This is a genomic window from Burkholderia sp. Ac-20345 (assembly GCF_017104825.1).
GTDB classification, from domain to species: domain Bacteria; phylum Pseudomonadota; class Gammaproteobacteria; order Burkholderiales; family Burkholderiaceae; genus Burkholderia; species Burkholderia lata_B.
The window spans coordinates 1-19,984 of the sequence record NZ_JAAGPO010000108.1; the positions used below are offsets into that span (position 1 = coordinate 1).

Here is a 19,984-nt window from a genome sequence, read left to right on the forward strand (position 1 = left end):
CCGGCCGCCGCGCGTGCGCTGCCGGCGACCCTGCGCGCGGTGCCGCCGCTAGGCGAGCCGGTTGCGCACAAGGAGGTCGCGTTCGGCGAAGAGATGGATATGGACGCGATGATGAAGGGCGGGGCGCATGGCCGCCCGGCGGGCATGCGCTTCACGATCAACGGCGACACCTACGCGCCGCATCGCGCGACGCTGACGAGCCGCCGTGGCGACATCGAGCGCTGGACGATCCGCAACGGCACCGACATGGATCATCCGTTCCACCTGCACGGCACGCAGTTCCAGGTGATCGAGCGCGCGTCGGGCGGTTCGCGCACGAGCGAACCGTTCCGCGCATGGCGCGATACCGTGAACGTGCGCAGCGGCGAAACCGTGACGATTCTCGTCATGCAAGACATGTCCGGCGAACGCATGTTCCATTGCCACATTCTCGAACACGAGGATCTCGGCATGATGGGCACACTGAAGGTCGTGTAACGAAGAGGCGAATGTGTTTCACGCGCCGGATGAGTATCCGATCTGCGTGCGTGACAAGACAATACGTGTTCAATTATCGGGATTGAACGAAAAGGCCGGCCAATCGATAATCGATTGGCCGGCCTCAAATAAAGAAACCCGGCGCAATACCTGCGCCGGGTTTCTTCGTCTGATATCCGGTGCCTTATGCGGCCTGGATGTTCGACGCTTGCTTGCCCTTCGGTCCTTGAACGACGTCAAAGCTCACCTTCTGGCCTTCCTTCAGCGTCTTGAAGCCATTCATGGTGATAGCCGAGAAGTGCGCAAACAGATCCTCACCGCCCTCATCGGGAGTGATGAAACCGAAGCCCTTCGCGTCGTTGAACCACTTAACGATACCAGTTGCCATTTCCTACTTCCCCTGTCACACAGTCGCTGCTACTTACCACGAGCACGCTCGAAAAGCTAAACGACCGGAAAATGCAGCCGTTCCCCCCTCACAAGCTCACCTTCGGCCTCTTTCATTTTGCCAACCGGCAAATTGAAAAAAGTGCCAGCTTGATTGTTGGCGCTCTTTATTGGAGTGTCAAGTGGAATTTTTAGACGTTTAGAGGGACGTTGTAAAGAACCCATTTTCAGGGTTTTTCCGGCTTTGCTTAGCAGCACGCGGCCAAGCGCGAGGTCTTGAAAAGCCGCATAATCGGCTCATATACCAGGCTCGAGTGACACGCGTTCGAGTCGTCCCGGCTTGTGGGATACTGGATACGGATACGACGTTCCGGTGCTGTTCCCCCTGACGGTTCGTGTTCCGCGCCACGCGTGAAAGCCGGCACCGCAGCCGGCTTTCGTATGGCACGAAGAAGATCGCGTGTTCCGGGATTCCGGGGAGGGCGCCGGCCGGTCGGTCGGGTAATGGCAGGATTGCGGGCCTGTCCGAGTTGTTTAGAATGGGTGTATGGCGATTATCCCGGACAAGCAGGACAGCACCGTCCTGGAACGCAAGCAGCAGAAGCTCAAGCCGCCTTCGATGTACAAGGTGGTGCTGCTGAACGACGACTTCACGCCGATGGAATTCGTCGTGATGGTGGTCCAGGAGTATTTCAAGAAGGATCGCGAGACGGCCACGCAGATCATGCTGAAGGTCCATCGCGAAGGGCGAGGGGTTTGTGGGGTCTATACGCGGGACATCGCGTCGACCAAGGTTGAGCAAGTCGTTACCCATGCGCGGCAGGCCGGGCATCCGCTGCAGTGCGTGATGGAGGAAGCATGATTGCCCAGGAATTGGAAGTCAGCCTGCACATGGCGTTCATGGAAGCACGCCAGGCGCGCCATGAGTTCATTACGGTCGAGCATCTGCTGCTGGCCCTGCTGGATAATCCGACGGCAGCCGAGGTGTTGCGCGCGTGCGCGGCAAACATCGAGGACTTGCGTCAGAACCTGCGCAATTTCATCCACGACAACACACCTACCGTCCCGGGTACCGACGATGTCGATACCCAGCCGACGCTCGGTTTCCAGCGCGTGATCCAGCGCGCGATCATGCACGTCCAGTCGACGTCGAACGGCAAGAAGGAAGTCACCGGCGCGAACGTGCTGGTCGCGATCTTCGGCGAGAAGGATTCGCATGCCGTGTACTACCTGCAGCAGCAGGGCGTCACACGCCTCGACGTCGTGAACTTCATTTCGCACGGCATCGCGAAGACGAACAACGGCGAAGCCGCGAAGTCGTCCGACCCGAACGCCGAAAGCGAAGACGCGAATGCGCAGAAGGAAACGCCGCTCGCGCAATTCACGCAGAACCTGAACCAGATGGCAAAGGACGGCCGGATCGATCCACTGATCGGTCGCGAGCCCGAGGTCGAGCGCGTGGTCCAGGTGCTGTGCCGTCGCCGCAAGAACAATCCGCTGCTCGTCGGCGAGGCCGGCGTCGGCAAGACCGCGATCGCGGAAGGGCTCGCCTATCGCATCACGCGCGGCGAAGTGCCGGATATCCTCGCGAACGCGCAGGTCTACTCGCTCGACATGGGCGCGCTGCTTGCGGGTACCAAGTACCGCGGCGATTTCGAGCAACGTCTGAAGACGGTGCTGAAGGAGCTGAAGGAGCGTCCGCACGCGATCCTGTTCATCGACGAGATCCATACGCTGATCGGCGCGGGTGCCGCTTCGGGCGGCACGCTCGATGCGTCGAACCTGCTGAAGCCGGCGCTGTCGTCGGGCGTGCTGAAGTGCATCGGCGCGACGACCTTCACCGAGTATCGCGGCATCTTCGAGAAGGATGCGGCGCTGTCGCGGCGGTTCCAGAAGGTCGACGTGACGGAGCCGACCGTCGAGCAGACGGTCGCGATCCTGCGCGGGCTGAAGTCGCGCTTCGAGGAGCATCACGGCGTCAAGTATTCGTCGGGCGCACTGTCGGCCGCGGCCGAACTGTCGGCGCGCTTCATCACCGACCGCCACTTGCCGGACAAGGCGATCGACGTGATCGACGAAGCGGGCGCCGCTCAGCGCATCCTGCCGAAGTCGAAGCAGAAGAAGACGATCGGCAAGAGCGAGATCGAGGAAATCATCTCGAAGATCGCACGCGTGCCGCCGCAGAGCGTGTCGCAGGACGATCGCAGCAAGCTGCAGACACTCGACCGCGACCTGAAGAGCGTCGTGTTCGGCCAGGATCCGGCGATCGACGCACTCGCGGCCTCGATCAAGATGGCGCGTGCTGGCCTCGGCAAGATGGACAAGCCGATCGGCGCGTTCCTGTTCTCCGGCCCGACGGGCGTCGGCAAGACCGAAGTGGCGCGCCAGCTCGCGTTCACGCTTGGCATCGAGCTGATCCGCTTCGACATGTCGGAATACATGGAGCGTCACGCGGTGAGCCGCCTGATCGGCGCGCCGCCGGGCTACGTCGGGTTCGACCAGGGCGGCCTGCTGACCGAAGCCGTCACGAAGAAGCCGCACTGCGTGCTGCTGCTCGATGAAATCGAGAAGGCGCATCCGGACATCTTCAACGTGCTGCTCCAGGTGATGGATCACGGCACGCTGACGGACAACAACGGCCGCAAGGCGGATTTCCGCAACGTCATCATCATCATGACGACGAACGCGGGCGCCGAGTCGATGCAGAAGGCGACGATCGGCTTCACCACGCGCCGCGAGACGGGCGACGAGATGACCGACATCAAGCGCCTGTTCACGCCGGAGTTCCGCAACCGCCTGGATTCGATCATCAGCTTCCGCTCGCTCGATGAGGAAATCATCATGCGCGTGGTCGACAAGTTCCTGATCCAGCTCGAGGAACAGCTGCACGAGAAGAAGGTCGACGCGCTCTTCACCGACGCGTTGCGCAAGCATCTCGCGAAGCACGGCTTCGACCCGCTGATGGGGGCGCGGCCGATGCAGCGGCTGATCCAGGACACGATCCGGCGTGCGCTGGCCGACGAGCTGCTGTTCGGCAAGCTCGTCAACGGCGGTCACGTGACGGTCGATGTCGACGAAAACGACAAGGTGCTGTTGTCGTTCGACAAGCTGGCGAATCCGCCGCACAAGCCGAACGAAGAGGCTGTCGAAGTCGAGTAAGCGATAATCGGGTAGTTCATGCGAACGGCGCGGGATGTTTTCCGCGCCGTTTCGTTTTATCTGGCGCCGGCGGCGCGATGGTGGTGCAGGGGAGTGGCAACGCAGTGACACAACAACAACGGACGTTCGACGACATCGTCGCGCGCGAACAGGGTTTGCGCCATGCGCTGACGTCTGGGCAGATGGCGATGATCGCGATCGGCGGCGCGATCGGCACGGGGCTGTTCCTCGGCAGCGGGTTCGCGATCGGGCTCGCCGGCCCGAGCGTGCTGGTCTCGTATGCGATCGGCGCGCTGATCGCGCTGCTGCTGATGGGCGCACTCGCGGAAATGACGGTCGCGCATCCGACGGCCGGCTCGTTCGGCGCGTATGCCGAGCACTATGTCGGCCCGCTGGCGGGCTTCCTGGTGCGCTATGCGTACTGGTTCGCGGTCGTGTTCGCGATCGGCACCGAGATCAGCGCGATCGCCGTGTTCATGAAGTACTGGTTCCCGGCCGTGCCCGGCTGGTACTGGGTGATCGGCTTCTCCGCACTGCTGATCGCCGTGAACCTCGCGAGCGTCACGCTGTACGGCACGGTCGAATACGCGTTCTCGCTGCTGAAGATCGCGGCGATCGTCGTGTTCATCGTGCTCGGCGCCTATCTCGTGTGGTCGGCGCCGGCCGCATCGGGCATCGGTTTCGCGAACTACACCGCGCACGGCGGGTTCATGCCGAAGGGGCCGTGGGGTACCTGGGTCGCGGTGATCGTCGCGATCTTCAGCTACATGAGCATCGAAGCCGTCGCGATCGCGGCCGGCGAGGCGCGCGATCCGCAGCACGCGGTCACGCGCGCGTTCCGCTCGACCGTGTTCCGGCTCGTGCTGTTCTACCTGCTGACGCTGTCGCTGATGCTCGCGATCGTGCCGTGGACGCAGGCCGGCACCGACGAAAGCCCGTTCGTGAAGGTGATGGCCGCGACCCACGTGCCGTACGCGGCAGGCGTGATCAACTTCGTGCTGCTGATCGCGGCGCTGTCGGCGATGAACAGCCAGCTTTACGTGACGACTCGGATGATGTTCAGCCTGTCGCGCGCACGGCTCGCGCCCGCGGTGTTCGGCCGGCTTGGCGCCAACGGCGTGCCGCGCGCAGCGCTGTGGATCTCGACGAGCGGTGTCGCGGTCGCGGCCGTGCTGGTCGCGCTGGCACCCGACACGGCGTTCACCGTGATGATGGCGATCGCGATGTTCGGCGCGCTGCTCACGTGGATGATGATCTTCGTCACGCACCTGCGCTTCCGTTCGCAGTATCGCGGCCCCGCGCTCTCATTTCGGATGTGGGGGCACCCGTTCGGCAGCCTGCTCGGCGCGGGCCTCGTCGCGGCGATCCTGTTCACGACCGCGTTCACGCGCGAATTCCGGATGACGATGGTGGTCGGCATCGTGTTTGTCGTGCTGCTGACGCTCGCATACGCGCTGCATTACCGGCACGAACACGCTCGTTGACGGTACCGGTGCGCCCGCTGCGTTTTTCCGCTCGCTAAGGTTCCGTTAAGCCCGCGGCGACTACATTCGATCCTGTCTGCAAGGCAGGCCGGCCCGCGCCGGCCCGCCGCTATCCTGCAAAAAGGGGTTCGAATGAACAAACTGCCCGAAATCACGCTCGCGTTCTGGATCATGAAGATCTGCGCGACGACGCTTGGCGAAACCGGCGGCGACCTGCTGTCGATGACGCTGAACGTCGGCTACGCGGTGAGCTCGATCCTGCTGTTCGGTTTCTTTCTCGTGACGCTGGGCGCACAGCTCAGGACGACGCGTTACCGTCCGGCAATTTACTGGGCCGTGATCGTCGCGACGAGCACGGCCGGCACGACGATGTCCGACTTCATGGACCGCACGCTCGGCCTCGGCTATGCGGCCGGCTCGTCGATCCTCGTCGCGATCCTGCTGGCCATCTTCGCGGTGTGGCGCCTCAGCGGCGAATCGCTGTCGGTCGACCTGATCCGCACGCGCAAGGTCGAGTTGCTGTACTGGATCGCGATCCTGTTCTCGAACACGCTCGGCACCGCGCTCGGCGACTTCCTCGCGGACAGCTCGGGGCTCGGCTTCGGCGGCGGCGCGCTGCTGATCGGCGGGCTGCTCGCGGTGATCGTGCTGGCGCATTACTTCACGCGAATCTCGGGCGTGCTGCTGTTCTGGGCCGCGTTCGTGCTCACGCGTCCGTTCGGCGCGACGGTCGGCGACCTGCTGACGAAGCCGGTTGCGAAGGGCGGCCTCGCGCTTGGGACGGTCGGGTCGTCGGCGGTGCTGCTCGGCGTGCTGGTCGCGATGGTGATCTACGCGATCGTGGTCCAGGCGCGGCAGCGCGACCTGATGCCCGCGCGGATCGCGCAAGCCGTCGAGGAATGACGGCGAAGGAAATGAAAAAGGGGCCGCGAGGCCCCTTTTTTTGTTGTGTCGTTCAGTGACGACCGGTGCTGCCGAAGCCGCCCTCGCCACGATCGCTTTCGGCGAAGTCGTCGACGATGTTGAACTGCGCCTGCACGACCGGCACGATCACGAGCTGGGCGAGCCGCTCGAACGGATTCAGCACGAACTCGGTCTGGCCGCGGTTCCACGTCGAGATCATCAGCTGGCCCTGGTAGTCGGAATCGATCAGGCCGACGAGGTTGCCGAGCACGATGCCGTGCTTGTGGCCGAGGCCCGAGCGCGGCAGGATCAGCGCTGCGTAGCCGGGATCGGCGAGATGGATCGCGAGGCCGGTCGGCACGAGCGTCGTTTCGCCCGGCTGCAGCGTCAGCGGCGCATCGAGGCATGCACGCAGGTCGAGGCCCGCGCTGCCGGTGGTCGCGTAGGCGGGCAGGTAGTCGCGCACGCGCGCGTCGAGAATCTTCAGGTCGAGTTTCATGCGGTCGTCGAGTGGAGCGGGAAGGGCGCGGCGGCGATGGCCGCCGCGCGGGAGATCAGATCAGGCGGTTGTCGGGCAGGCGCTTCGCGATTTCCGCGACGAGCGTGTGCGCGAGTTCGTCCTTCGGTGCGCGCGGCAGGCGCGTGAGGCCGGCGGCCTCGAACAGCACGACTTCGTTGTCGTCGCGGCCGAACGTCAGCGGGCCGAGGTTGCCGACGAGCAGCGGCACGTTCTTGCGCTTGCGCTTCTCGTCGCCGTGCACGTCGAGGTCGCCGCTTTCGGCCGCGAAGCCGACGCAGAACGGCGGATCGGGCAGCGCCGCGACCGACGCGAGGATGTCGGGATTCTCGACGAACGCAAGCGTGGGCACCTTGTGGTCGGCCGTCTTCTTCATCTTGTGCTCGGCCGGCTGGGCGACGCGCCAATCGGCGACGGCAGCCACCGCGATGAAGATGTCTGCATCGGCGACGGCATGCATGACCGCGTCGTACATTTGCTGGGCAGTCTGCACGTCCTGGCGGTAGACGCCCCACGGCGTGTCGAGCGCCACCGGCCCCGCGACGAGATGCACGTCGGCGCCGGCTTGCTGCGCGGCGCGCGCGAGCGCGAAGCCCATCTTGCCGCTCGAGCGGTTCGTGAGGCCGCGCACCGGGTCGAGCGGTTCGAACGTCGGGCCAGCCGTGATCAGCACGCGCCGATGCGCGAGCACCTTCGGCGCGAAATGCGCGACGATCGCTTCATAGATCGCCTCGGGCTCGAGCATCCGGCCGTCGCCGACTTCGCCGCATGCCTGCGCGCCCGAATCCGGGCCGAGCACCGACACGCCGTCCGCGCGCAGTTGCGCGGCGTTGCGCTGCGTGGCCGGGTTCTGCCACATCTGGCGGTTCATTGCGGGAACGACGAGCAGCGGGCAATCGCGCGCGACGCACAGCGTCGACAGCAGGTCGTCCGCGAATCCGTGCGCGAGCTTCGCGAGGAAGTCCGTCGACGCGGGCGCGATCACGATCGCGTCGGCTTCGCGTGACAGGTCGATGTGCGCCATGTTGTTGTCGATGCGCGCGTCCCACTGGCTCGTGTAGACGGGCCGGCCCGACAGCGCCTGCATCGTGACGGGCGTAATGAACTGGGTAGCGGCTTCGGTCATCGCGACTTGGACGGTCGCGCCGGCCTTCGTGAGCAGCCGCGTGAGCTCGGCGATCTTGTAGCAGGCGATGCCGCCCGTCAGGCCGAGAACGAGGTGTTTTCCAGCGAGTTCTGCGTGTGCCAACTCAGGCCTCCAAGGGTCGAACGGAACGGCCGGCGCGAAGCCGGCCGTCGACGCCGAGTATGCGCGCTTAGCGGGAGCCGCGCACGCGACGCAGTTCATCGTAGATCAGCAGCACTGCACCGACCGTGATCGCGGAATCGGCGAGGTTGAACGCCGGGAAGTGCCAGGCGCCGAGATGGAAATCGAGGAAGTCGATCACGTGGCCGTAGACGAGCCGGTCGATCACGTTGCCGAGTGCGCCGCCGAGGATCATTGCGAGCGACAGGCTGAACAGCCGCTGCTGGCCGTGACGCTTCAGCAGGAAGCAGATCACGAGCGTCGCGGCGATGCCGAGCGCGGTGAACGCCCAGCGCTGCCAGCCGCCCGCGGTCGACAGGAAGCCGAACGCGGCGCCCCGGTTGTACACCAGCACGAGGTTGAAGAACGACGTCAGCTCGTGCTGTGCACCGTACACGAACGTTTTCAGGATCGCGATCTTCGACAGCTGGTCGAACAGGATCACGATCAGCGAAATGCCGAGCCAGGGCGCAAGCGCGCCGCTGGCCGGTTTCGACAGGGTTTTCGCCATATTTAAGCAGCGCTCCGGATTTCGCCGTTTTCGAACAGGTTGGAGAAGCAGCGGCCGCACAGCGTCGGATGATCGGCATGCGCGCCGACATCTTCACGGTAGTGCCAGCAGCGCTCGCACTTCTGGTACTTCGACGCGGCCACGTCGACGCTTTCCTGCGCTTCGTCGTCGACCTTGACGACCGTCGCCGCCGACGTGATCAGCACGAACTTCAGATCCTCGCCGAGGCTCGTAAGTGCGTCGTAGCGTGCGCCGCTCGCATGCACGGCGACTTCGGCCTGCAGCGACGAACCGATGCGGTTCGCGGTGCGCGCTTCCTCGAGCGCCTTCGTCACGTTGCCGCGCACATCACGCAGCAGCGCCCACTTCTCGATCAGCGCGGCCGAGCCGGCGACTTCCGGATACGCGTAGTAGGTTTCCGTGTAGATCGTGTCGCTGGCCGGCTGGAACACCTTCCACGCCTCTTCCGCCGTGAACGACAGGAACGGCGCGAGCACGCGCAGCAGGCCGTGCGTCAGGTGGTACAGCGCCGTCTGCGCGGAGCGGCGTGCGCGCGAATCGGCCGCGCTCGTGTACAGGCGGTCCTTCAGCACGTCGAGGTAGAAGCCGCCGAGATCTTCCGAGCAGTACGTCTGCAGCTTCGCGACCACCGGGTGGAATTCGTACTTCTCGTAGTGGCCGAGCAGCTCCGTCTGCAGTTGCTGCGAGAACGCGACCGCGTAACGGTCGATCTCGAGCCATTCGTCGACCGGCACCGCGTGCTGCGCGAAGTCGAAGTCCGACAGGTTCGCGAGCAGGAAGCGCAGCGTGTTGCGGATACGGCGATAGCCTTCCGTCACGCGCTTCAGGATTTCCTCGGAGATCGCGAGCTCGCCCGAGTAGTCGGTCGAGGCGATCCACAGGCGGATGATTTCCGCGCCGAGGCGGTTCGCGACTTCATGCGGATCGATGCCGTTGCCGAGCGACTTGCTCATCTTGCGGCCTTCGCCGTCGACCGTGAAGCCGTGCGTGAGCAGGCCCTTGTACGGCGCGCGGCCGTCGATCATCGACGCCGTGAGCAGCGACGAGTGGAACCAGCCGCGGTGCTGGTCCGAGCCTTCGAGGTAGAGGTCGGCCGGGAACTGCAACTGATCCTTGTGCGAGCCGCGCAGCACGTGCCAGTGCGTCGTGCCCGAATCGAACCACACGTCGAGCGTGTCGCGGTTCTTTTCGTAGAGGTTCGCGTCGTCGCCGATCAGCTCGCGCGGGTCGAGCGTCTGCCATGCTTCGATGCCCGACTGCTCGACGCGCTTCGCGACTTCCTCGAGCAGTTCGAGCGTGCGCGGGTGCAGCTCGCCGGTTTCCTTGTGCACGAAGAACGCCATCGGCACGCCCCACTGACGCTGGCGCGACAGCGTCCAGTCGGGACGGTTCGCGATCATGCTGAACAGGCGCTGCTTGCCCCACGACGGGTAGAACGCGGTCGCGTCGATGCCTTCGAGCGCCGTTTCGCGCAGCGTCTTGCCGTTGTCGCGCGGCGTCACGTCCATGCCGGCGAACCACTGCGACGTCGCGCGGTAGATGATCGCCGTCTTGTGGCGCCAGCAGTGCATGTAGCTGTGCGTGTACTTCTCGCTGCGCAGCAGCGAGCCGGCCGCGTTCAGCGCGTCGACGATCTTCGGGTTCGCGTCCCAGATCGACAGGCCGCCGAACAGCGGCAGCGATTCGATATAGCGGCCGTCGCCCATCACCGGGTTGATGAAGTCCGAGTCGGTCATCCCGTGCGCCTTGCAGGACACGAAGTCTTCGATGCCGTATGCGGGCGACGAGTGCACGACGCCGGTACCCGTGTCGGTCGTCACGTAGTCGCCGAGGTAGACGGGCGCGGTGCGCTTGTAGCCCGGGTGGGCCGACGCGAGCGGGTGGTGGAAGCGCAGGTTCGCGAGCTTCACGCCCGGCGTGGTCGCAACGACGCGGCCCGTCAGCTTGAAGTCGGTCATGCAGGCTTCGACGCGCTCTTCCGCGATGATCAGCAGCCCGCGCTCGGTGTCGACCAGCGCGTAGACGATTTCCGGATGGAGGTTCAGCGCCTGGTTCGCCGGGATCGTCCACGGCGTGGTGGTCCAGATCACGATGCCGCCTTCGGCGCGCGGCAGGGCCGGCAGGCCGAACGCCTGCGCGGTCTTTTCCGGTTCCGCGAACGCGAACATCACGTCGATCGTCGGGTCGGTGCGGTCCTTGTACTCGACTTCCGCTTCCGCGAGCGCCGAGCCGCAGTCGAAGCACCAGTTCACCGGCTTCAGCCCGCGATACACGTAGCCCTTCTCGAGGATCTTGCCGAGCGCGCGGATCTCTTCCGCCTCGTTGACGAAGTTCATCGTCTTGTACGGATTGGCCCAGTCGCCGAGCACGCCGAGACGCTTGAAGCCGACCTTCTGCTTCTCGATCTGCTCGGTCGCGTACGCGCGCGCCTTGCTCATCACTTCGGCTGCCGGCAGCGACTTGCCGAACTGCTTCTCGATCTGGATCTCGATCGGCATCCCGTGGCAATCCCAGCCCGGCACGTACGGCGCGTCGAAGCCGGCCATGTTGCGCGACTTGACGACGATGTCCTTCAGGATCTTGTTGACGGCGTGGCCGAGGTGGATGTCGCCGTTTGCATACGGGGGGCCGTCGTGCAGGATGAATTTCGGACGGCCCGCGCTGGCCGCGCGGATCTTCTCGTAGATGCCGCGCTCCTCCCATTCCTTGACCCACTGCGGCTCGCGCTTGGGCAGGTCGCCGCGCATCGGGAACGGCGTGTCGAGCAGGTTGACCGGATACTTGGCCTGCGGTTTCGAATCGGCTTTCTTGTTGCTCATGATGGGATCGCTATCTAAATCGAGGGACGCACGAGCGTCGTGAATCGGGGATGCGCGCGAGTGGGCGGCGCGAGGGTGCGGCGCCAGGCGCCGCCGTCCGGATCAGCTAATTCGGTCGGTGGCCGACGTCGAGAAGCCCGTGGCGCGGCTGCCCGGCGCACGGTCGCGCTCGATGAAATACGCACGCGCATTCGCGACGTCCAGCGCGATCGCGCGCGACAGCGCCTCGAGATCGTCGAATTTCGCCTCGTCGCGCAGCTTCTTCAGGAATTCGACGCGGATGAGCTTGCCGTACGCGTCTCCGTGCCAGTCGAGCAGGTGGACTTCGAGCAGCACGCGGCCCGAATCGTCGACCGTCGGGCGCAGGCCGAGGCTGGCGACACCCGGCAGCGGGGCGGGGCCGAGGCCGTGCACCTGCACGACGAAGATGCCTGCAAGCGCCGGCCGCTTGTGTGCGATCGGCAGGTTCAGCGTCGGGAAGCCGAGGTCGCGGCCGAGCTTCAGCCCGTGTGCGACGTGGCCGCTGATCGCGTAGCCGTGGCCGAGCGCCTGCGCGGCCGCGTCGAGATCGCCGGCCGCGAGCGCGGCGCGCACGCCGGAGCTCGAGATGCGCGTGCCGTCGCTGCCGGCTACCGTACCCATCTGCTCGACCTCGAAGCCGTACTGTGCGCCGGCCGCCCGCAGCGTGTCGAAGGTGCCCGCGCGTTTCGCGCCGTAGCAGAAATCGTCGCCGACCATCATCCAGCGCGTGTGCAGCCCGTTCACCAGTGTGCGTTCGACGAACGCCTGCGGCGACTGGCTCGCGAACGTGTGGTTGAAATGCTCGACGACCACGCGGTCGACGCCGTGATCGCGCAGCGCCTCGAGCTTGTCGCGCAGCATCGCGATGCGCGGCGGCGCGCCGGCCGGGTTGAAGAATTCACGCGGGTGCGGCTCGAACGTCATCACGCACACGGGCAGGCCGCGCGCGTCCGCTGCCGCGCGCACGCGCGCGAGCAGGGCCTGGTGGCCGCGATGGACACCGTCGAAGTTGCCGATCGTCAGCGCGCACGGGGCGCGGCTCTCGGCGTTGGGCAGGCCGCGGAAGACTTTCACGATAGCGGATGCAGCGTCGGGGAATGGGCGGTGGGATGCCGCAAAGCAGAAGATTATAAACGTTCGGGCGGGTCGGCGGCCGAGAAGGGGGGAAACGCGGGGGCGAATGGTAAAATTCGCGAATGAAAAAACTCGTGATCCTGATTTCCGGTCGCGGCAGCAACATGGAGGCCATCGTCCGCGCGTGCGCGCAGGAACGCTGGCCGGCCGAGATTGCCGCCGTGATCGCCAACCGGCCCGATGCGGCCGGGCTGGCTTTTGCCGCGTCGCACGGGGTGGCGACGGCGGTGGTCGACCACCGGTCGTTCGACGGCCGCGACAGCTTCGACGCGGCGCTCGCCGCCGAGATCGACCGTTTCGCGCCCGATCTCGTTGTCCTCGCCGGCTTCATGCGCATCCTCACTCCTGCATTCGTCAGACGATACGAAGGCCGGCTGCTGAACGTCCATCCGTCGCTGCTGCCGAGCTTCAAGGGCATCCACACGCATCAGCAGGCGCTCGACGCGGGCGTGGCGCTGCATGGCGCAAGCGTGCATTTCGTGATTCCCGAGCTCGACAGCGGCGCGATCGTCGCGCAGGGCGCGGTGCCCGTGCGCGCGGGCGACGACGCGGCCGCGCTCGCGCAGCGCGTGCTGACGGTCGAGCACGTGCTGTATCCGCGTGCGGTGCGCTGGTTCGTCGAGGGGCGTCTGCGCCTCGAGAACGGCCGTGCAGTGGTGGCGCCGGAAGAGGCGCGCTGGATTTTCGCGGATCAACCGCATACCGAAACGAGTGAGGGCGTATGAAGCTGCACGGATTCCTGATCGGCCAGACCGAAACTTTGCTGGCAGAGGTGCTGAAGTTCGCCGGCCCCGCCGACGCGACGACGAGCCGGTTCTTCCGCGCGCACCCGAAGCTCGGGCATGCCGAGCGCGGCGTGATCGCCGAAGCCGTGTTCGCGGTGCTGCGCCGGAAAATGGAGTTTTCGCATCTCGCCGAGAGCGGCACGGGCACGCCGGCGCGGCGCCTCACGCTGCTCGGCCTGATGCAGACGGCCGGCCGTAACGCGCTGAAGCCGTTCCTGTCCGACACCGAGTCCGCGTGGCTCGAGCACGTGTCGAAGATCGACCCGGCGAGCCTGCCGGTGCGCATTCGCACGAACCTGCCCGACTGGATCCACCAGGCGTTGTCGGCCCGTTTCGATGCCGACGAGCTCGCGCAGCTCGCGGCCGCGCTGAACTACCCGGCGCCGCTCGACCTGCGTGCCAATGTGCAGAAGGCCAGCCGTGATCAGGTCATCGACGGGTTGCGCGCGGAAGGCATCGATGCGGGCGCGACGCCGTTTTCGCCGTTCGGCGTGCGCGTGGTCGGCAAGCCGGCGCTGACGCGCCTGCGGCTGTTCGAGGAAGGCGCGATCGAGGTGCAGGACGAAGGCAGCCAGCTGCTGTGCTCGCTGGTCGCGCCGCGCCGCGGCGAGATGGTCGTCGATTTCTGCGCCGGTGCGGGCGGCAAGACGCTCGCGCTGGGCGCGATGATGCGCTCGACCGGGCGCCTCTATGCGTTCGACGTGTCGGAAAAGCGCCTCGCGAAGCTGAAGCCGCGCCTCGCGCGCAGCGGGCTGTCGAACGTGAACCCGGTGCTGATCGACAGCGAACACGATGCGAAGATCAAGCGGCTCGCCGGCAAGATCGACCGCGTGCTGGTCGATGCGCCGTGCAGTGGCCTCGGCACGCTGCGCCGCAATCCGGACCTGAAGTGGCGCCAGTCGCGCACGGCGATCGATGAGCTGACGCCGAAGCAGGCGTCGATCCTCGCGAGCGCCGCGCGTCTCGTGAAGAAGGGCGGCCGGCTCGTCTACGCGACCTGCAGCGTGCTCGACGCCGAGAACGAACGCATCGTCGAGCAGTTCCTTGCCGATCATCCCGAGTTCGTGCTGGTGCCGGCGCAGAAGGTGCTGGAAGACCAGCGCATCGAACTCGAGACGGGCGATTACCTGTCGTTGTGGCCGCATCGTCACGCGACCGACGGCTTCTTCGCCGCAGTGCTCGAACGGCGCGCCGCGCAGTAACGGCTGCCCGGACGGACGATGGAAAATCTGCAGAGCCGCCTGCTGTCGCACCGGCTGGCATCGGTCATTCGTGACTTCCACCAGCCGGTGATGATCTGGCAGGCGGCGATCCTCATCGGCGCGCTGTGCTTTGCGTGGGTGACCGCGCGCTTCGTGCACGACCGCATCGATGCACGCCGCCGGGCGGCCGGCCGCGCGCCGGGCGCGGGCGCGCAAAGCCTGAAGCGCGCGTTGTTCCCGTTGTTCGGCAGCGTGTTCGTCGGCGCCGCGCAGCTCGCGTTCGACCCGTTCATGTCGACGTCGCTGCTGTCGCTCGCGCTCGTGCCGCTGTTCGGCATCGGGCTGATCTACGTGCTGTTCTTCTTTGCGCGGCGCGTGTTCGCGCGCGACGGCCATACGCATGCGTGGCTGTCGATCGTCGAGAAGATCGTGTCGACCGTCGTGTGGGCCGCGATGGTGCTGACCGTGCTCGGCATCCAGCGCGACGTGCTCGGCTGGCTCGACAGCGTGCAGTTCCGTGTCGCCAATGCGCACCTCACGCTGCTGTCGGTGATTTCCGGCGCGCTGTGGGTGTGCGTGACGCTGATGGTCGCGATGTGGCTCGGCTCGGTGCTCGAGGATCGCCTCACGCGCGCGAGCACGCTCGACGCGAACCTGAAGGTCGTGCTGTCGCGGGTCGGCCGCGCGCTGCTCGTGTTCGCGGCGATCCTGATCGGGCTGTCGCTGGTCGGCATCGACGTGACGGTGCTCGGCGTGTTCGGCGGCGCGGTGGGTGTCGGCCTCGGTTTCGGGCTGCAGAAGATCGCCAGCAATTACGTGTCGGGCTTCATCATCCTGCTCGACCGCTCGCTGCGGCTCGGCGACGCGATCAGCGTCGGCGGGCTGCAGGGCGTCGTCACGCAGATCCGCACGCGCTATACGGTCGTGCGCGGCCTCGACGGCAACGAGACGCTGATCCCGAACGAGAAGCTGATCACCGACGTCGTGCAGAACCAGTCGTCGTACCTGACGCGCGGCTACGCGAAGGTCGCGGTGCAGGTCGCGTACACGAGCGATGTCGAGCATGCGCTCACGCTGCTCGCCGATGCGGCGAAAGGCGTGCCGCGCGTGCTGACGGAGCCCACTCCGACCCCGTATCTGGTGAGCTTCGGTGCGGACGGGATCGACCTGGAGCTTGGTTTCTGGATCGAGGATTCGGCGAAAGGCACGTCCGGCGTGCGCTCGACCGTGAACCGCAACATCTGGCGCCTGTTCAGCGAGCACGGGATTTCGATTCCGTTCCCGCAGCGCGAAGTGCGTGTTGTCGGGTTGCCCGACGGCTTTCCTGCCGCTGGCGCGGCGGCCGGCAACGGCGCAGTGGACGGGCACGTACCGGCTGCGTAGCGTACGCCGGTCGCCAATCGTATCGACCCCGCGGTCGGAACCGGATCGCGGGCCTTTCCAAGTCCGCCCATGGACTGCGCTTGTTGCGTCAGGGCAAGAAAATGTTCATTTTTTACAAAGACTTGGAACGGTTGAAGTAAAATTCTGGTCTACACGCGGTATGCTTTCATTTTTCTGACGCTTGGCGCGGGCCGGCGTCGCTCTCATCACAGGTAACTGCCTTGTTGAATTCCCTGCTCGATTTTCTTTCCCACGGGCTCCTGCATTTTTCGTGGTGGCAGGTCGCGCTGTTCGCGCTCGCCGTCACGCACGTCACGATCATCGGCGTGACGGTCTACCTGCATCGTTGCCAGGCGCACCGCGCGCTTGAGCTGCATCCGATCGCGAGCCACTTCTTCCGCCTCTGGCTGTGGATGACGACCGGCATGCTGACGGGCCAGTGGGCCGCGATTCACCGCAAGCACCACGCGAAGTGCGAGACCGAGGAAGATCCGCACAGCCCGCAGACGCGCGGCATCTGGAAGGTGTTCCTCGAGGGCGCCGAGCTGTATCGCGCGGAAGCCAAGAACGAAGAGACGATGCGCAAGTTCGGCCACGGCACGCCGAACGACTGGGTCGAACGCAATGTCTATTCGAAGTACCCGATTCTCGGCATCAGCATGATGATGGTGATCGACGTCGCGCTGTTCGGCGTGATCGGCCTGACCGTGTGGGCCGTGCAGATGGTCTGGATTCCGTTCTGGGCGGCTGGCGTCGTCAACGGCTTCGGTCACTTCTGGGGCTATCGCAACTTCAACTCGGCCGACGCGAGCACGAACCTGTTCCCGTGGGGCATCGTGATCGGCGGCGAAGAGCTGCACAACAACCACCACACGTTCGCGACGTCGGCGAAGCTGTCGAACAAGTGGTACGAGTTCGACATCGGCTGGATGTACATCCGCATCATGTCGGCATTCGGTCTCGCGAAGGTGAAGAAGGTGGCACCGACGCCGCGCCTGAACAAGCCGAAGACGGTGCTCGACCAGGAAACGCTGCAGGCCGTGCTGTCGAACCGCTACGAAGTGATGGCGCGCTACGGCAAGGCCGTGAAGCGTGCGTACCGTCAGGAGCTCGCGCACCTGAAGGAAATCGGCGGCGAGAAGTACCAGATGATGCGCGGCGCGCGCAAGTGGTTCCACAAGGACGCCGACGGCCTCGACGAGCCGCAGAAGAAGCTGCTGCCGGAAATTTTCGCGAACAGCCAGAAGCTGCAAACGTACTTCCAGCTGCGCCAGGATCTCGCTGCGATCTGGGATCGTTCGACCGCATCGCGCGAACAGCTTCTCGCGCAATTGCAGGATTGGTGCCATCGCGCAGAACAAAGCGGCATCAAGGCGCTGCAGGAATTCGCGACGCGCCTGCGCCGCTACGCCTGATTCGAAATCGATTAGAATCTAAGGACGTCAAAAACCCCGCGTTGGCGGGGTTTTTTATTTGGTCCGCCGGTTTTTGAAGGGTGTTCGGCAGGGCCGGATTTGTATGAGGCTTGGGGCAGCGTGGAAGTGTTGTTCCGGGGCGAGATCAGGGGATGGGATCGGAGTTGGCGTTAATGCGCTAACTCGGATCGACCGCGAAGCATGAGGTGGGACTAAGCGCTTAAGCGCTAACTCCCACCGACCGCGAAGCATGGGGTGGGACTAAGCGCTAAAGCGCTAACTCCCACCGACAGGAGATATGGAGATGCAATCGACGATCAAACCCGTCGAGTACGACCGGCCCGTTGCAGCTGGGACCGTGTGCGGCGTGGGGCAGGCATGGGCCAAGGTGCCCGATGCACCGTCCGCCGAAGAGCGGGTCGCGCTGAAGGAGCGCATCAAGGCATTGCTCGTGCGTGAAAAAGCCGTGCTGGTCGCACACTACTACGTCGACGCCGAGTTGCAGGAGCTCGCCGACGAAACCGGCGGTTGTGTCGCCGATTCGCTCGAAATGGCCCGCTTCGGCCGTGACCACGATGCGCAGACGCTGATCGTCGCCGGCGTGCGCTTCATGGGCGAAACCGCGAAGATCCTGAGCCCGAACAAACGAATCCTGATGCCCGACCTCGACGCGACCTGTTCGCTCGACCTCGGCTGCCCCGTAGACGAATTCTCGGCGTTCTGCGACGCGCATCCCGACCGCACCGTCGTCGTCTACGCCAATACCAGCGCCGCCGTGAAGGCGCGCGCGGACTGGATGGTCACGTCGTCGATCGGCCTCGAGATCGTGGCCGACCTGCATGCGCGCGGCGAAAAGATCATCTGGGCGCCGGATCGCCATCTCGGCAGCTACATCCAGAAGAAGACCGGCGCGGACATGCTGCTGTGGCAAGGCTCGTGCCTCGTCCACGACGAATTCAAGGGCATCGAACTCGACTTGCTGCGCGCCGAATATCCGGATGCGAAGGTGCTGGTCCACCCCGAATCGCCGGAAAACGTCGTCGCGCAGGCCGATGTGGTCGGCTCGACCACGCAGCTGATCGACGCGGCGGTCAAGTTCGACGCGACGCACTTCATCGTCGCGACCGATCTCGGCATCCTGCACAAGATGCAGCTTGCTGCACCCGGCAAGACCTTCATCGCCGCGCCGACGGCCGGCAATAGCGCCACCTGCAAGAGCTGCGCGCACTGCCCGTGGATGGCGATGAACGGCCTCGCGAACCTTGCCGACGTGCTCGAACGCGGTCACAACGAGATCTTCGTCGATCCGGCGATCGGCGAGCGCGCACGCCTGCCGATCGATCGGATGCTCGATTTCGCAGCCGCGCACAAGAAGCGCGTGCAGGCGAGCGGCGATCTGCAACGTGACCAGCAACTGTTTGCGAACGTGGGGGCTGCATAATGAAAAGCCCCCACGCTCACATTCGTTCACTGCCCCCCGAGGGGGCGGCCACCTTCCTTGGGGGCGGCCCGGCGGAAGACGGCGCGAGCTCCGCAGTATCCCCGCTGTTCAACATCGTCCGCGAGCAATACGGCGCGGCATTCGACGACGCGATTGCGCGCAACGTGGCCGATGCGATCGCGGAAGACGTCGGCACCGGCGACCAGACCGGGCGGCTCGTACCGGCCGGCGGGCGTCGCCGTGCTCGCATCATCGTGCGCGAGGAAGCCGTGCTGTGCGGTGTGCCCTGGTTCGAGGCCGTGATCGCCCGGATCGATCCGGCGATCGCCGTGCAATGGCGCTATCGCGAAGGCGACCGGATGACGCCCGATTCGGCCGTCTGCGAACTCGAAGGGCCGGCGCGCGCGCTGCTGACCGCCGAGCGCAACGGGCTGAACTTCCTGCAACTGCTGTCGGGCGTCGCGACCGCGACGCGTTGTTACGTCGATCGCGTCGAAGGCACGCGCACGAAGATCCTCGATACGCGCAAGACGCTGCCGGGCCTGCGGCTCGCGCAGAAGTATGCGGTGCGCGTCGGCGGCGGCGAGAACCAGCGTCTCGCGCTGTATGACGGCATCCTGATCAAGGAAAACCACATCGCGGCGGCAGGCGGTGTCGGCGAGGCGCTCGACGCGGCGTTCGCGCTGGAGTCGGGCGTGCCCGTGCAGGTCGAAGTCGAGACGCTTGCGCAACTCGAGACGGCGCTCGCGCATCGCGCGCAGTCGGTGCTGCTCGACAACTTCACGCTCGACATGATGCGTGAAGCGGTGCGCGTGGCGAACGGCAAGGCCGTGCTCGAAGTGTCCGGCGGCGTGAATTTCGATACGGTGCGCGCGTTCGCGGAAACGGGTGTCGACCGCATCTCGATCGGTGCGCTGACGAAGGACGTGCGCGCGACCGACTATTCGATGCGGATCGTCGACTGACCGAACGCCGTCGATCAGACAAAAAAGCCGTTGGCGCGCAAACGCCAACGGCTT

Annotated in this window: 17 protein-coding genes; 11 read left to right on the forward strand and 6 right to left on the reverse strand. The window is 65.4% G+C overall.

The annotated features are described in order from the left end of the window. The coding region (locus G3O06_RS30120) for a multicopper oxidase domain-containing protein (RefSeq protein ID WP_205818405.1) at nt 1–477 on the forward strand (477 nt) is incomplete at its 5' end. Between the two features lie 184 nt (nt 478–661). Here the strand turns inward: G3O06_RS30120 and G3O06_RS30125 are convergent. Further along, complete coding sequence (locus G3O06_RS30125) at nt 662–865, reverse strand: cold-shock protein (protein ID WP_006478030.1); 204 nt, start codon at nt 863–865, stop codon at nt 662–664. A gap of 546 nt (nt 866–1,411) precedes the next feature. Between G3O06_RS30125 and clpS the strand changes: the two genes are divergently transcribed. The 4 genes from clpS (at nt 1,412) to G3O06_RS30145 (ending at nt 6,410) form a co-directional block, all read left to right on the forward strand. Then, on the forward strand, nt 1,412–1,726 hold the full coding sequence (gene clpS, locus G3O06_RS30130) for an ATP-dependent Clp protease adapter ClpS (protein WP_006398529.1): 315 nt from the start codon (nt 1,412–1,414) through the stop codon (nt 1,724–1,726). Further along, entirely contained in the window at nt 1,723–4,023 is a 2,301-nt protein-coding gene (clpA, locus tag G3O06_RS30135; protein WP_174967664.1) for an ATP-dependent Clp protease ATP-binding subunit ClpA, read from the forward strand. The genes clpS and clpA overlap by 4 nt, the downstream gene beginning before the upstream one ends. 104 nt (nt 4,024–4,127) lie before the next feature. Further along, nucleotides 4,128–5,507, forward strand: coding sequence for an amino acid permease (locus G3O06_RS30140; protein WP_174917532.1), 1,380 nt, complete (start codon nt 4,128–4,130; stop codon nt 5,505–5,507). Nucleotides 5,508–5,639: 132 nt separating this feature from the next. Continuing rightward, a complete protein-coding gene (locus G3O06_RS30145) occupies nt 5,640–6,410 on the forward strand; it encodes a hypothetical protein (protein WP_205818406.1) in 771 nt (256 codons plus the stop codon). Between the two features lie 52 nt (nt 6,411–6,462). Here G3O06_RS30145 and dut read toward each other — a convergent pair whose 3' ends face one another. The 5 genes from dut to G3O06_RS30170 all read right to left on the reverse strand — a co-directional run bounded on the left by dut (nt 6,463) and on the right by G3O06_RS30170 (nt 12,679). Further along, a complete protein-coding gene (gene dut, locus G3O06_RS30150) occupies nt 6,463–6,909 on the reverse strand; it encodes a dUTP diphosphatase (protein WP_205818407.1) in 447 nt (148 codons plus the stop codon). Nucleotides 6,910–6,964: 55 nt separating this feature from the next. Then, a complete protein-coding gene (coaBC, locus tag G3O06_RS30155) occupies nt 6,965–8,176 on the reverse strand; it encodes a bifunctional phosphopantothenoylcysteine decarboxylase/phosphopantothenate--cysteine ligase CoaBC (RefSeq protein ID WP_174986429.1) in 1,212 nt (403 codons plus the stop codon). A gap of 67 nt (nt 8,177–8,243) precedes the next feature. After that, a complete protein-coding gene (gene lspA, locus G3O06_RS30160; RefSeq protein WP_011352961.1) occupies nt 8,244–8,744 on the reverse strand; it encodes a signal peptidase II in 501 nt (166 codons plus the stop codon). 2 nt (nt 8,745–8,746) lie between these two features. After that, the gene (ileS, locus tag G3O06_RS30165) at nt 8,747–11,584 is read right to left on the reverse strand and encodes an isoleucine--tRNA ligase (protein ID WP_174967667.1); all 2,838 of its coding nucleotides are present in this window, start codon (nt 11,582–11,584) and stop codon (nt 8,747–8,749) included. A 102-nt stretch (nt 11,585–11,686) separates the two neighbouring features. Then, nucleotides 11,687–12,679, reverse strand: coding sequence for a bifunctional riboflavin kinase/FAD synthetase (locus tag G3O06_RS30170; RefSeq protein ID WP_174917521.1), 993 nt, complete (start codon nt 12,677–12,679; stop codon nt 11,687–11,689). 122 nt (nt 12,680–12,801) lie between these two features. Between G3O06_RS30170 and purN the strand changes: the two genes are divergently transcribed. The 6 genes from purN to nadC all read left to right on the forward strand — a co-directional run bounded on the left by purN (nt 12,802) and on the right by nadC (nt 19,930). Beyond that, entirely contained in the window at nt 12,802–13,464 is a 663-nt protein-coding gene (gene purN, locus G3O06_RS30175) for a phosphoribosylglycinamide formyltransferase (RefSeq protein ID WP_174917520.1), read from the forward strand. After that, nucleotides 13,461–14,726, forward strand: a complete 1,266-nt coding sequence (locus G3O06_RS30180) for an RsmB/NOP family class I SAM-dependent RNA methyltransferase (RefSeq protein WP_174986422.1) — start codon at nt 13,461–13,463, stop codon at nt 14,724–14,726. Before purN ends, G3O06_RS30180 begins: the two co-directional genes overlap by 4 nt. Before the next feature lie 18 nt (nt 14,727–14,744). Next, on the forward strand, nt 14,745–16,109 hold the full coding sequence (locus tag G3O06_RS30185; RefSeq protein ID WP_205818408.1) for a mechanosensitive ion channel domain-containing protein: 1,365 nt from the start codon (nt 14,745–14,747) through the stop codon (nt 16,107–16,109). 221 nt (nt 16,110–16,330) lie between these two features. Beyond that, nucleotides 16,331–17,524 (forward strand): acyl-CoA desaturase, encoded by a 1,194-nt coding sequence (locus G3O06_RS30190; protein ID WP_122946085.1) that lies wholly within the window; start codon nt 16,331–16,333, stop codon nt 17,522–17,524. A gap of 304 nt (nt 17,525–17,828) precedes the next feature. After that, entirely contained in the window at nt 17,829–18,965 is a 1,137-nt protein-coding gene (gene nadA / locus G3O06_RS30195) for a quinolinate synthase NadA (RefSeq protein ID WP_174917517.1), read from the forward strand. Further along, the gene (gene nadC, locus G3O06_RS30200; RefSeq protein ID WP_241020318.1) at nt 18,965–19,930 is read left to right on the forward strand and encodes a carboxylating nicotinate-nucleotide diphosphorylase; all 966 of its coding nucleotides are present in this window, start codon (nt 18,965–18,967) and stop codon (nt 19,928–19,930) included. The genes nadA and nadC overlap by 1 nt, the downstream gene beginning before the upstream one ends. The last annotated feature ends 54 nt before the right edge of the window (nt 19,931–19,984 follow it).

Excerpts from the sequence above, each read along its gene's own strand:
- G3O06_RS30125 (WP_006478030.1), bottom strand. The coding sequence starts at position 865 with ATGGCAACTGGTATCGTTAAGTGGTTCAACGACGCGAAGGGCTTCGGT.
- clpS (WP_006398529.1), top strand. The coding sequence starts at position 1,412 with ATGGCGATTATCCCGGACAAGCAGGACAGCACCGTCCTGGAACGCAAG.
- clpA (WP_174967664.1), top strand. The coding sequence starts at position 1,723 with ATGATTGCCCAGGAATTGGAAGTCAGCCTGCACATGGCGTTCATGGAA.
- G3O06_RS30145 (WP_205818406.1), top strand. The coding sequence starts at position 5,640 with ATGAACAAACTGCCCGAAATCACGCTCGCGTTCTGGATCATGAAGATC.
- dut (WP_205818407.1), bottom strand. The coding sequence starts at position 6,909 with ATGAAACTCGACCTGAAGATTCTCGACGCGCGCGTGCGCGACTACCTG.
- lspA (WP_011352961.1), bottom strand. The coding sequence starts at position 8,744 with ATGGCGAAAACCCTGTCGAAACCGGCCAGCGGCGCGCTTGCGCCCTGG.
- ileS (WP_174967667.1), bottom strand. The coding sequence starts at position 11,584 with ATGAGCAACAAGAAAGCCGATTCGAAACCGCAGGCCAAGTATCCGGTC.
- purN (WP_174917520.1), top strand. The coding sequence starts at position 12,802 with ATGAAAAAACTCGTGATCCTGATTTCCGGTCGCGGCAGCAACATGGAG.
- G3O06_RS30180 (WP_174986422.1), top strand. The coding sequence starts at position 13,461 with ATGAAGCTGCACGGATTCCTGATCGGCCAGACCGAAACTTTGCTGGCA.
- G3O06_RS30185 (WP_205818408.1), top strand. The coding sequence starts at position 14,745 with ATGGAAAATCTGCAGAGCCGCCTGCTGTCGCACCGGCTGGCATCGGTC.
- nadA (WP_174917517.1), top strand. The coding sequence starts at position 17,829 with ATGCAATCGACGATCAAACCCGTCGAGTACGACCGGCCCGTTGCAGCT.
- nadC (WP_241020318.1), top strand. The coding sequence starts at position 18,965 with ATGAAAAGCCCCCACGCTCACATTCGTTCACTGCCCCCCGAGGGGGCG.